The sequence below is a fragment of the Stenotrophomonas sp. P5_A8 genome (assembly GCF_056400545.1).
In genome coordinates, this window is sequence record NZ_JBFULB010000098.1 from 1 (window position 1) to 12,518 (window position 12,518).

At 69.6% G+C, this 12,518-nt stretch carries 8 protein-coding genes; 2 read left to right on the top strand and 6 right to left on the bottom strand.

The genetic code is table 11. The features are described from left to right. The 3 genes from AC1DQP_RS09065 to mrcB all read right to left on the bottom strand — a co-directional run. Positions 1 to 769, bottom strand: a 769-nt coding sequence (locus AC1DQP_RS09065; RefSeq protein ID WP_478051448.1) for an ATP-dependent DNA helicase, incomplete at its 3' end; no start/stop codon positions are given. A gap of 37 nt (positions 770 to 806) precedes the next feature. Beyond that, a complete protein-coding gene (locus tag AC1DQP_RS09070; protein ID WP_256776872.1) occupies positions 807 to 1,337 on the bottom strand; it encodes a tetratricopeptide repeat protein in 531 nt (176 codons plus the stop codon). Between the two features lie 22 nt (positions 1,338 to 1,359). Beyond that, positions 1,360 to 3,798, bottom strand: a complete 2,439-nt coding sequence (mrcB, locus tag AC1DQP_RS09075) for a penicillin-binding protein 1B (protein ID WP_457317887.1) — start codon at positions 3,796 to 3,798, stop codon at positions 1,360 to 1,362. A gap of 96 nt (positions 3,799 to 3,894) precedes the next feature. On the opposite strand from mrcB, the gene AC1DQP_RS09080 reads away from it, so the two are divergent. After that, positions 3,895 to 5,994, top strand: a complete 2,100-nt coding sequence (locus AC1DQP_RS09080; protein WP_478051449.1) for a glycosyltransferase — start codon at positions 3,895 to 3,897, stop codon at positions 5,992 to 5,994. Between the two features lie 4 nt (positions 5,995 to 5,998). Here AC1DQP_RS09080 and AC1DQP_RS09085 read toward each other — a convergent pair whose 3' ends face one another. Both AC1DQP_RS09085 and AC1DQP_RS09090 read right to left on the bottom strand, forming a co-directional pair. Next, positions 5,999 to 7,555 (bottom strand): tetratricopeptide repeat protein, encoded by a 1,557-nt coding sequence (locus AC1DQP_RS09085; protein ID WP_478051450.1) that lies wholly within the window; start codon positions 7,553 to 7,555, stop codon positions 5,999 to 6,001. 29 nt (positions 7,556 to 7,584) lie between these two features. Then, the gene (locus AC1DQP_RS09090) at positions 7,585 to 9,765 is read right to left on the bottom strand and encodes a RelA/SpoT family protein (RefSeq protein WP_256776876.1); all 2,181 of its coding nucleotides are present in this window, start codon (positions 9,763 to 9,765) and stop codon (positions 7,585 to 7,587) included. Positions 9,766 to 9,890: 125 nt separating this feature from the next. Between AC1DQP_RS09090 and AC1DQP_RS09095 the strand changes: the two genes are divergently transcribed. Further along, positions 9,891 to 10,415, top strand: coding sequence for a hypothetical protein (locus AC1DQP_RS09095; RefSeq protein WP_256776877.1), 525 nt, complete (start codon positions 9,891 to 9,893; stop codon positions 10,413 to 10,415). A gap of 52 nt (positions 10,416 to 10,467) precedes the next feature. On the opposite strand, the gene AC1DQP_RS09100 is transcribed toward AC1DQP_RS09095, so the two are convergent. After that, on the bottom strand, positions 10,468 to 12,518 hold a 2,051-nt coding region (locus tag AC1DQP_RS09100; protein ID WP_478051451.1), incomplete at its 5' end, for a DUF3418 domain-containing protein.

Consider the following 12,518-nt stretch of genomic DNA (forward strand, 5'->3'; position numbering starts at 1 on the left):
GTTCCTGCCACGGGCGCATGCCGAAGCTTTCACCGAAGAAGTTGGCGGCAAGCTCGGGCAGCTGGTGCGCTTCGTCGATCACGAACGCCTGCGCGCCGGGCAGGATCTCGCCGAAGCCCTCCTGCTTGAGCGCCAGGTCGGCCAGCAGCAGGTGGTGGTTGACCACCACCACGTCGGCCGCCTGTGCACGCTGGCGCGCCTGCACCACGAAGCAGTCGTCCCAGAACGGGCACTCGGTGCCCAGGCAGTTGTCGACGGTGGAGGTCACCATCGGGTACAGCGGGGAATCTTCCGGCAGCGCGTCCAGCTCGGCCATGTCGCCAAAACGGGTGCGCCCCGACCAGGCCAGAATGCGCTGGAACTGCGCGACCTGTTCGGGCGACACGAAGCGGGGCTCACCGCGCGCCTGCTGCAGCCGGTAACGGCACAAATAGTTGGCGCGGCCCTTGAGCAGGGCGCTGCTGTGGCCGACGCCGAGCGCGGCACGCACCCGTGGCAGGTCACGATGGTAGAGCTGGTCCTGCAGCGCGCGGGTGCCGGTGGAAATGATGATTTTCAGCCCGGACAGCAGCGCCGGCACCAGGTAGGCGTAGGTCTTGCCGGTGCCGGTCCCGGCCTCGGCCAGCAGCACATCGCGCTGGTCGAAGGCCTCGGCGATGGCCACGGTCAGGCGCAGCTGCGCCGGGCGTGCGACGAAGGCATCCAGCTGGCTGGCGAGCGTACCGCCCTCGCTGAGGGCTTCGCTGCTGGCATGGGCAAGGCGGGACATGAAGGAATGTTAGTGCCGGCCAGCGGCCGGCACTACATCAATAGCGCTTGATCCCGGGCACCGTGCAACCTTCCAGCTGCGCGTGCGCGGAGACCGCGTTTTCCTTTTCGCCACGGGCCAGCCGCGACTGCTCGATGGTGGCCCAGTGACGGCGGCACAGTGGGCCGGTCTTGGAGCCCAGCTCGACCGCTTTGCGCGCCAGGGTTTCCGCGCGCGCCCAGTCGCCCTGCAGCAGCGCGATCTCGGCACGTTCCTGCAGGATCGACGGATCGCCTTCGGAGATCAGCAGCGCCTGGTTCAATGCATCGGCTGCGCCGGCCAGGTCGTTGGCCTGACGCCGGGCCTGCGCGGTCATGCGCAGGTCTTCGATCTCGGCATCGCGCAGCGGCTGTATCGCCAGTTCCTTTTCGTCGGCACCGGCGGCCACCGCGTCCACCGCCGCCATGCGCTGGGCAGGCGTCGTGGTGTCCACCGGCGCCTTCACCGGCGCGGTCGGGGTGACGCAGGCAGTCAGCGCCAAGCTCAGAGTGAGCAGGGATGCGGACCGGATCAGGGTACGGTGAGTCATGCGGGCCGGCCTCGTTCCGGAATCATCGCGCTGGGGAAGGGGTTGCAGCGGCCGGGGCCGGCTCGGCGGCAGGCTCGGGCTTCTTGTCCAGCCCGAACCAGCTGCGCCAGCCACCGCCTTCGCCAGTGGCTTCACCGCCCTCGCCTTCCGGCACGGCGGTCGGGGCCGTGCACGGCGCATACGCCGGCGCGTAGCCGACCACGAACGGGAAGCGACGCGCGCCGGGGCAGGTTTCATCGGTGCTGCCGGTGCCGCTGGCATCCACGTACTGCCAGTCCAGGCCCTTGCTGCTGACTTTCAACGGCGCGCTGGGCAGGCGCTGGAATATGCCCGACCACACCCGCATCGAACCGGTGGCGCCATACAGCCCGGCCTGTTCGTTCTGGTCGTTGCCCATCCAGATCACCGCCAGGTGGTCGCCGGTGTAGCCGGCATACCAGCTGTCGCGGCCGTCGTTGGTGGTGCCGGTCTTGCCGGCCGGCTGCAGGCGGCCGAGGCCGTCGGCGTTCAGACGCTGCGCGGTCCCGCTGGCCACCACCTGCTGCAGGCCGATGCTGATCAGGTTGGCGGCAATCGAGTCGCCTTCCTGGGCCGGCGCAGGCGTCTTGTCATAACGCTTCATCAGCTTGCCCTGCGGGTCGAGCACGCCGCGCACCGCATGCAGCGGCTGGATCTCGCCGCCGGAGGCCAGGAACTGATACAGCTGGGCCATCGCATACGGGCTCTGGTCGGTGGAACCGAGGATCACCGCCGGGTTGGGGTCGGCCTTGAGCCCGGCCAGTACGTGGATCAGCTGGGTCACCCGCTCCGGGCCGACCTGCATGCCCACCCGGACCGTGGCCTGGTTGTAGGAATGGGCCAGCGCATCGATCAGGCGCACCGTGCCGTGGCTGCGGTTGTCGGCGTTGCCGGGGGACCAGTTGCGGCCGCGTCCCAGTTGCACCGTCACCGGCGAATCGTCCACCCAGGTAGCCAGCGAATAGCGGTCCGGCTGGGCCAGGGCAAGCAGGTACACGAATGGCTTGAGCAGCGAACCGACCGGCCGCTGCGCCTCGATGGCGCGGTTGAAGCCCGGTTCGGACACGTCKCGGCTGCCGACCACGGCCAGTACATCGCCGTTGTGCACGTCGGTGAGCACCATACCCGCCTGCAGCTCGGGGCGCTTCTTGCTCTCCAGCGATTTGATGGTCTTGGTGACCGCACCTTCCGCGTAGGCCTGCGCCGACGGCGCCATGCCGGTCATCACGCTCAGGCCGGCGCCCTGCAGCACCGATTCGGGATAGTCGTGGCCGAGCTGGCGACGCACCAGGTCCACATAGGCCGGGAAACGGTTGGCGGCGATCAGCCCCGGGGTCTTGGGCACGCCCAGCGGCGCCTTCAGCGCACGCTGGTACTCGCCGTCATCGATCAACTGGCTTTCGTGCAGCTTGCCCAACACGAAGTTGCGCCGGTCCAGCGCGCGCTCGGGATTGCGGCGCGGGTCGTAGTAGGACGGACCCTTGACCAGCCCGATCAGCAGCGCGACGTGCTCGGTGTTGAGCGAAGACAGATCGCGGCCGAACCAGAACTCGGCGCCCGAGGACATGCCGTGGATCGCCTGGCTGCCGCGCTGGCCGAGGTAGACCTGGTTGAGGTAGGCCTCCAGGATGGTGCGCTTGTCGTAGCGCGCTTCCATGATCAGCGCGTACAGCACCTCGTTGAACTTGCGGGTGACCGTCTGCTCTTTGCCGATCCCGAGCAGGCCGCTGCGCGCCAGCTGCTGGGTCAGGGTCGACGCGCCCTGGCGGCTCTGGCCGCCGGAACGGAGGGTCACCCAGATCGCGCGGGCGATGCCGCTGAGGTCGATGCCGTGGTGGCGGTTGAAGTCCTTGTCTTCCACCGCCTGCAGGCCGGTGACCAGCAGTTCGGGGGTGTCCTCGATGCGCACCAGCCGGCGTTCTTCCTGCTTTTGCCCGTACAGCGTGGCGATCCGCGCCGGATCCAGCCGCGCGGCCTTGATCGCCTTGCGGCTGTCGGCATCGCGCAGCGAGGCGATTTCGCCACCGGACAGGCTCAACTCCACGCGGCGCGGGGCGACCCGGCCATCGACATCGTTGTAGCCACGGCTGGCAATGACGAAGCGGCCGCCTTCCTGGCTGTAGGTTGCCGCGGACTTGCCGGTGCCGTCATCGCGGTAGGCCGCCGCGGCCAGCTCGGTCTTGAGCGTGGCCGCATCCATCGCCACGCCCGGTGCCAGCGCCAGCGGGCGGGCGTAGACGCGGGTAGGGATCTGCCAACGCAGCTCGCCGAAGCGCTGGGTGACCTGTTTGTTCAGGTACACCGTATAGGGAATGAGGAACCCCAGTGCCAGCGCGAACGCCGCCATGCCCCAGGTGATCAACCGTCGCCGCCACAGCGGGCCGCGGCTTTCGGTGTCGTCTTCGAACTCGTCGATGTCGTCGGAATCGTAGCGTCGGGGCACGGGGATGCGAGAATATGAATTCCGGCGAGTCTAACGCAGCCACCGCGAGCGGCGCGTTCTCCCGGGTTCCCCCGCTTAAGCTGGAGTTGCAACGGGATGTCGATGTCCTTGGCCGATGCACGCTATTTCCTGAACCGCATGCTCGGTCTGTTCCACCGCAGTCTGGCCAGCCTGCGTACCCGGGGCTGGCGCGCCACCTGGCAGCGCATCCGCGTGCATACCCAGGCACTGCCGCCGCCGCGCCGCGCGCCGCTGTACCAGCCCGCCGCCCTGCCCTTCGCGCCGTTCAGCGTGCCCGAAAGCCACGCACCGGTGGTCAGCATCATCATCCCGGTCTACAACCAGGCCGCGCACACCCTGGCCTGCCTGCGCGCCCTGGCCGCGCACCCGCCGCACGCGGCCTGCGAAATCCTGGTGGTGGATGACGGCAGCAGCGACCAGACCGCTGAATGGATGCGCCAGATCCACGGGCTCCGTTACGAGGTCCGCGAGCGCAACGGCGGCTTCATCGAGGCGTGCAATGACGGCGTGGCGCGTTCGCGCGGCCGCTATGTGGTGCTGCTCAACAACGACACCGTGCCGCAGCCGGGCTGGCTGGATGCGTTGCTGGCCACATTCGTGCAGGTGCCGCAGGCCGGCCTGGTCGGCGCGCAGTTGCTGTATCCGGACGGTCGTCTGCAGGAATCGGGCGGCGTGGTCTTCCAGGATGGCAGCGGCTGGAGTTACGGCCGCTTCGAATCGGCCGAAGATCCCCGCTACACCGCCCTGCGCGATGCCGATTACTGCTCCGGTGCGGCGCTGATGATCCCGCGTGCGTTGTGGGACCAGCTGGGCGGCCTGGACACCCGCTACCGCCCGGCCTATTACGAAGACACCGACCTGGCCTTCGGCGTGCGCGCCGCCGGCCTGCGCGTGCTGGTGCAGCCGGCCAGCCGCCTGGTGCATGACGAAGGCACCAGCAACGGCACCGACACCGGCAGCGGGGTCAAGGCCTACCAGGTGCGCAACCGCAGCGTCTTCGCCGACAAATGGGCGCAGGCGCTGCTTGCCCAGCCGCCGGTCGGCAGCGTGCCCTCGCCCGCGCTGCTGCATCGCCGACAGCGCCAGGTCCTGATCCTGGACGAAGCGGTGCCGCAGCCCGACCGCGATTCCGGCTCGCTGCGCCAGTACAACCTGATTCGCATGCTGATCGACGGCGGCGCCCACGTGGTGTTCGTCCCGACCCGCCGCGAACATGCCGGCGCCCCCACCGAGGCGCTGCAGCGGCTGGGCGTGGAGGTCTGGTATGCGCCGTTCCTGCAGGGCATCGGGCCGTGGCTGCGCGAACACGGGCCGCGCTTTGCGGTGGTGATGATGGTGCGCCACCATGTGGCCAGCGAATGCCTGCCGCTGCTGCGCAGCTACGCGCCCCAGGCCCGCACCGTGTTCGATACCGTGGACCTGCACTACCTGCGCGAACGCCGTGGCGCCGAACTGGCCGGCAACGCCGGGCTGCTGCGCGATGCCGAGCGCACCCGCGCGCGCGAACTGGCGGTGATGGCCGCCAGCGATGTCACCGTGCTGGTCAGCGCGGCCGAACGCGAGCAGTTGAAGACCGACGCGCCGGGCCTGGAAGTGGAACTGATCTCCAACCTGCACGAAGTCGCGCCCGGCGGCGGCGACTGGGCCGACCGCCAGGACCTGGTGTTCGTCGGCGGCTTCCGCCATCCACCGAACGTGGATGCCATGCACTGGTTCATCGGCGAGGTATTCGGGTTGATCCGCGCGCAGTTGCCACAGATCCGCTTCCACTGCATCGGCGCCGATGTTCCCGATGCGCTGCGGACGCTGGCGGCCACCCAGCCGGGCGTCGAAATCCATGGTTTCGTGCCGGTGGTGACGCCCTACATGGACCAGGTCCGGATCGCGGTGGCGCCGCTGCGCTTCGGCGCCGGGGTCAAGGGCAAGATCAACCTGAGCATGGCCCACGGCCAGCCGGTGGTCGCCACCACCTGCGCGGTCGAGGGCATGCACCTGCATGACGGCGAGGATGTGCTGGTGGCCGACGATGCCGCCGCGTTCGCCGCCGCAGTGGTGCGCCTGTACCAGGACCCGGCGCTGTGGCAACGCCTGTCGAGTGCGGGGCGACACAACGTGGCCGCGCATTTCTCGCTGGAAACCGCACGCGACACCGTGCAGCGGGTATTCCTGGACTGAGGCCTCAACCCGGGCCGCCCGCATCGCGCAGGCGCTGCTCGAACTCGCCCAGTTCGGCCAGGTCCGGCTGCCAGTGCCGCGCCTGCGCCAATGCCTGTTGCGCGAACGCCAGGTCGCCCGCGCCAAGCCGCTCGCTGCCGATCGCCAACCAACGCTGGGCCAGGCGGCGACGTGCCGCCGACAGCGTGGCCTCGCCCGGTGACAATGTCTGCCAGGCCTCCAGGCAAGCGCCCGCCGCCTGCACCCGGTTTTCGCGCAGGCGATCTTCGAAGCAGCTGCGGCTGGCCGGCAACAGCCGCTGCGCCGCCGCGCGCACGCGCGGGTCATAGGCGGCCAGCGCCTGCGCCTCACGCAGCGCGTCATACGCACTCCCGCCGGGTGGCGACAGGAACTGCCCCCGCGCTTCGGCGTCCACGATCCGCGCCAGCAGCGCGCGCAGACGCCGCTCGCGCTGTGCGCGCGGCGCCCCCGGCGTCTTCAGTGCCTGCGCGGCCTGGCGTGCCTGCGCCAGCACCTGTCGGGCCGCGCCCAGCGCACGCTCGGTTGCCCCCAGCGCCTGCGCCGCGGCGAGCGCGCGGTCGGCCTGTTCGAAGCGGAAGTCGCCCGCCAGCCGGGTGGCGTTGGCCAATTGCGCGTCGATCACGTGCTGCAGGCCCTGCCGCGCCACCGGGTCCTCCGGCGCGGCCGCCAGTACTGTCTGGAAGTCGGCCGCAGCACTGTCCCAGCGCTGCCGCCGCAGTGCCTGGTTCGCCTGCCGCAGGCGTGCTTCAAGGGCATTGTTCAGCGCTTCCTGGGTGACCGGCAGATCAACATGCCCCGGGTCGTAGCCGCGCGCGCTGCCCAGCAGCGCCGACGCCCGCGCCAGATCGCCGCGCCCGCAGGCATCGCGTGCCTGCTGCAACAGATCAGACAAGGCATCCTCGCGGCCCTCGAGCGCACGCAGCTGGTTTGGCGCTACCGCCAGCACCTGCTGGAACAGCGGCAATGCGCTGTCCAGATCCCCGTCCAGGCGCTGGGCCTGCAAGGCCGCCTCGGCACGCCCCAGAAGCACCGCGATGCCGGCATGGGCGGTGCCACGCTGGGCCAATCGTTGCGCGAGCTGCGCGGCATCGCGCTGCGGCACCTGCAGCGCGCGCGCCAACGCAAGTCCACGTTGCGCCGCCTCGATATCGCCGCGGTCGAGTGCCTCGCGCCCCTGCTGCAACGCCGCCTGCGCGGTCCGCGCCAACCCGGTACGGGCTTGGCTGCGGTCGCCATCCAGCGCCAGCGCGGCCTGGTACAACTCGCGCGCGCCGCTGCCATCGTCTGCACTCAGGCGGCCAGCAGCCAGCGCGCGGTCGCCCTGATCGAGCAGCTGTTCGATCTGTGGCTCGTTCCAGAACCAGTTGGCCAGTGGGCCGCGCAGCATCACCAGGGCGATGAACACCAGCGCGGCGATCGGCAGCACCCAACGCCAGACACGCCGCGCATGGCGCGCCTGCAGCCACCACCAGCGGCCCTCACGGCGCACCCTGCGCAGCGCGGCATGCGCGGCGTCTTCGTGGTCAGGGGGGTGGCTCATTCCCTGAGCCTAGCGTGGGCCACGTGAGGTCAGCCTAGACGTCGCGCTTCGCTCACCCCGGGCAGAGCATCCAGCTTGCCCAGCAAGGTGGAGAGCTGGCCGTAGTCGCTGACCTTGAGCCGCAGCCGCAGGTGCGCGCGGCCACTGTTGCGCACGTTGTCGCTGTGGATATCCAGGACGTAGGCATCTTCCTGCGCGATCAGGTTGGTAATGTCCTTGAGCAGCCAGCGCCGATCGACCGCATCGACCACCACATCCACTTCATAGCCACTGCCGGCCTGGCCCCACTCCACCGGCAGGATCCGCTGCGGGCTGGTGGCCGACAGCCGCGCCAGTGCGGCACAGTCGGTGCGGTGCACGGTGACCCCACGGGCGCGGGTGAGGTAGCCGACGATCGGTTCGCCGGCCACCGGCTGGCAGCAGCGCGCCAGCTGCACCAGCAGGTTGCCCACCCCCTGCACGGTGAACTTGGATTTACCCAGGCTGTCGCGGCGCGCGGTCGGCCGGGGCAGCGCCGGTGCGGCCGGCTGGCTGGCCGCACGCTCGGCCTCGAGCAGCGCGCGGCTGACCTGGTTGGGTCCGGTGTCGCCCAGCGCGACCTGGATATACAGGTCATCGACGCTGTCGGCATGGAATTTCTTGGCCGCGATGGCCAGATCGGCATGTTGCAGGCCGAGGCGCTTGAGCTCGCGGTCGAGCAGGTCGCGCCCGGCCTGCACGTTGCGTGCGCGGTCGAGCTTGTGGAACCAGCCACGCACCTTTTCACGCGAACGGTTGCTGGCCAGGTATCCGTTGGAAACCAGCAGCCAGTCGCGACGCGGATCGGCCTCCTTGCCGGTCAGGATCTCCACGCGGTCGCCGCTGCGCAGCCGGTAGGTCAGCGGCACGATGCGGCCGTTGACCTTGGCGCCACGGCAGCGGTGCCCGACCATGGTGTGTACGTGGTAGGCGAAATCCAGCGGGGTGGCGCCCTGCGGCAGGTCCATCACCTCGTCCTTGGGACTCAGTGCGTAGACCCGGTCCTCGGTCAGCTCCGCATCCAGCGCGCCGGCCAGCTCACCGGCCTGGCCGTCCTGGGAATGCTCCAGCAGCTGGCGCATCCAGGTGATCTTCCGGTCAAAGGCCTTTTCAGCGCCCTTGCTGCCTTCCTTGTAGCGCCAATGCGCGGCCACGCCGAGTTCGGCCTGGGCGTGCATGTCGTGGCTGCGGATCTGCACTTCGATGGTGCGGCCTTCCGGGCCGATCACCGCAGTGTGCAGCGACCGGTAGTCATTCGCCTTGGGGCGGGCGATGTAATCGTCGAACTCGCTGGGCACCGGCGCCCACAGCGAATGCACCACGCCCAGCGCCGCGTAGCAGGCGGCCACGTCCTGCACCATGACCCGCACCGCACGGATGTCGTAGAGCTGTTCGAAGGCCAGCTTCTTTTTCTGCATCTTCCGCCAGATGCTGTAGATGTGCTTCGGGCGGCCACTGACCTCGGCGCTGATGCCCTGCGCCAGCAACTCGCGCGAGAGCACCTTCTTGACCGTTTCCACGTAGCGCTCGCGCGCCAGCCGGGTCTCGTCCACTTCGCGCGCGATGCGCCGGTAGGTCTCCGGTTCCAGGTGACGGAAGGCCAGGTCTTCCAGTTCCCATTTCAACTGCCAGATGCCCAGCCGATTGGCCAGCGGGGCGTGGATGTCGCGGGTCAGCTGGGCCAGCGCGCGGCGCTCTTCTTCAGGCTGGCGGTCGGCACCGCGCATGCGCGCCAACTGCCGGGCCAGCAGCACCGGCACCACCCGCAGGTCCTGGATGATCGACAGCAGCAGCCGGCGCAGGCCTTCGCTGTTGCGCCCGGCATCGCGCCCGGCGTGCAGCGCCCAGACCTGATCTGCCGCGTCCTGGCCTTCCAGCAGGCCGACCACGGCCGGTTTCAACGGCCCCAGCGGCAGGGCGTCCAGGCCGGCACGCAGCCACGGCAGGTCGAACAGCAGCGCGGCCAGCAAGGCACTCTCATCGGCCGACAACAGCGCCAGCGCGTCCAGCGTATCGGCCAGCACCGACCAGCTGGCGTGCATCTGTGGGTCGGCCTCGGGCAGCTGCCAGCGCTGCAGCAGCGCCTCGCGCAGCGCAGGCGGCAGCAACGCCGCCGAGGGTCGGTTCAACAAGGCATCCAGGCCGGGGACAGAAGCGCGGTTCACAGCATCATGCAGGCAAGACAGAGGCATCTACACTAGCGCCGCGACCGCCTGCGGACAATCAAAACGCGCGTATCCCCGCGCATGAGCTCATGCCGCCCGTCCCCTAACGCCGCCGCTGGCCCTACACTGCGGCAAACCACCGGAGACCTGCCATGCGCTTTTCCCGTCTACGCTTGTTGGCCAGTGCGGCCGTCCTGTTGAGCATGACCGGCCCCGCGCTGGCACAGCGCGTGGTCGAGGGCGACCTGCAGCAGCAGATGTCGCCGGCCGAATTCAAGGCCGCCGGGCTCGACAAGCTCAGCCCGACCGAACTGGCCGCCCTCAATGGCTGGCTGCAGGGCAAGGTTGCTGCGGCCACCGCCGAGGTGCGCGAACAGGTCCGCGAACAGGCGCGCGAAGAAGGCCGCCAGGAAGTGATCGTCAAGAACCGCGGCTTCTTCGACTTCGGCAGCAAGGAACCAATCGCCACCACCCTGCCCGGCGAGTTCCGCGGCTTTGGCAAGGGCCGCAAGTACGTGTTCGCCAACGCGCAGGAATGGGAGCAGACCGACGACACGACCCTGTCGGGCGGGCGCAAGACCGACGCCGCGGTCGCGATCACCCCGGGCGTGGCCGGGGTCTGGTACATGCGCGTGGACGGGGTGAACATCCGCGCCAAGGTGCGCCGGATCAAGTAAGCCGGTGGACCGACCCGTTGCCCCGTGCCCTACGGCACGGGGCATGGCCGGTTCAGGCCTGGCGCAACGCGGTCACGCGCTGGGCCAGCTTCTTGGCCGACACACCGGTTTTCGCGCCCAGTTCCTGCGCGAACAGCGAGACCCGCAATTCTTCCAGGTCCCAGCGCAGTGCCTGCCATTGCGGGCGCTGGCGCAACCCGCGTGCCTCACCCTCGGCCAGCGCATCCAGGAACGGTCGCAATTCCAGCATGCGCGCCTGGTCGCGCGGCGGATCGCGCTTGGCACGCTCGCTGCGCAGGATCATCGCGCGCAGGTAGCGCGGGTACTGCGCCAGGGCATCGGCCGGGGTATCGCGCAGGAAACCGGGATGTACCAGCGCCGCCAACTGCTGCTCCAGGTCGTCCAGGTTGCCGCGTGCCCAGCCCATCAGGGTCGATTGCAGCGAGGGCTTGAGTTCGGCCACGTGGGCCAGGATGTTCTCGGCCAGTTTCAGCCGCGCCATCGCCTCGCCGAACAGGCCCTTGCCGGCCACGTCGCGGCGATGGGCGAACGTCGCCGGATCGCGGATATCGCCCAGGCCGTCGGCCAGCATCGCGTTCATCGCCGCATCGACCAGATCGCCGCGCAGGCGTTCCTGCGATTCGATCGCCGCGTACAGCAGGCCCGTCTTGGGCGGCACCGGCAACTGCTTGCGCGCCTGCTTGGCCTTGTCGGCCAACGCGATTTCAAGCAGGCGGCGCACGCCCAGTGGATGCCGTTCGGCCGCTTCGGCAGGGTCGGCGAAGATCCGCAGCGCAGCCGTCTCGCCTTCGTCCACCAGCGCCGGATAGGCCGGCACGCCGGCTTCGCCAGGCACCTGCAGCGGGATCGGCGTGGTCGGAAAATCGCGCAGCCCTGCCACGGCCAGCGCGCGTCCGGCACGGGCGGCGAAGGCCTCGCCGGCCTGCCCGCCGAAGCGTGCACGCAAGGCGTCGAGGTCGCGCGAACTGGCCAGCAGCGTGCCGTTGGCATCGAACAGGCGCAGGTTCATGCGCAGGTGGGCGTCCAGCGCGGCGTCATCGAAATCGGTCGCGGCCACCTGTGCACCGGTGGCGCGCGACAGGAAGCGCGCCAGTTCGCCACGGATGTCATCGGCGCTCGGGTCCGGGAACGCCTCTGCAAACGCCCGGCCGAAGTCCGGTGCCGGCACGTAGTTGCGACGCATCGCCTTGGGCAGGCTGCGGATCAGTGCCGAGGCCTTGTCGGCAACAAAGCCGGGCGCCAGCCACGACAGCCGCGCCGCATCCAGCGCATTGAGCAGGTGCAGGGGCACGTCCAGGCTGACGCCGTCGTCCTCGCTGCCCGGCTCGAAACGGTAGTGCAGCGCCAGGCGTGCGTCGCCCAGCGGCAGGTACTTGGGATAGCGTTCGGCATCGCTGCCTTCGCCCGGCAGCAGGTCGGCCAGCGACCAGGCAAGTGCGCGGCGTTTTTCCGGGGCCAGGCCCTTCCACCAGGTATCCAGCGCGGTGGCCGAGTGGATCTCCGACGGCACCCGGTCCAGGTACCAGCGCGCCTGCCAACCTTCGTCGGCGACGATGCCGGCGCGGCGCAGCTTGGCTTCCTCCTCGTGGGCCTGTGCGAGCACCTTGAGGTTGTCGGCGATGACGCTGGCACGGGTGTTGATCTCGCCGGTGACCAGGCCCTGCCGCACGAAGATGTCGTGCGCTTCGCCGGGCGCGATGCGGCCGTAGTGCACCGGTTTCTTCGGTGCCAGCACCAGCCCGAACAGACTGATCTGCTCCGAGGCCAGTACCTGGCCCTGGGCACGCGACCAGTGCGGGTCGAAGTGCTTGCGCAGCAGCAGGTGCGGCAACTCGGCGATCACCCAGTCCGGCTCGATCGCGGCATTGGTCAGGCCCCAGATTTTCTGGGTGTCCAGCAGCGTGGCGGTCAGCAGCCACGGCGGCGGCCGCTTGGCCAGTACCGATCCAGGGAACGGCAGGAAGCGGCGCTGGCGCGGGGCGAGGAAATCGCCTTTGTCGCTGCGGTGGCCGATCTGCGTGGGCAGGCCGGCAATCAGCGCGCGATGCAGGGTCTGGTAGGCGGCGGCGCGCACTTTGTCGC

Excerpts from the sequence above, each read along its gene's own strand:
- AC1DQP_RS09095 (WP_256776877.1), top strand. The coding sequence starts at position 9,891 with ATGCGCTTTTCCCGTCTACGCTTGTTGGCCAGTGCGGCCGTCCTGTTG.
- AC1DQP_RS09090 (WP_256776876.1), bottom strand. The coding sequence starts at position 9,765 with ATGCCTCTGTCTTGCCTGCATGATGCTGTGAACCGCGCTTCTGTCCCC.
- AC1DQP_RS09085 (WP_478051450.1), bottom strand. The coding sequence starts at position 7,555 with ATGAGCCACCCCCCTGACCACGAAGACGCCGCGCATGCCGCGCTGCGC.
- AC1DQP_RS09070 (WP_256776872.1), bottom strand. The coding sequence starts at position 1,337 with ATGACTCACCGTACCCTGATCCGGTCCGCATCCCTGCTCACTCTGAGC.
- AC1DQP_RS09080 (WP_478051449.1), top strand. The coding sequence starts at position 3,895 with ATGTCGATGTCCTTGGCCGATGCACGCTATTTCCTGAACCGCATGCTC.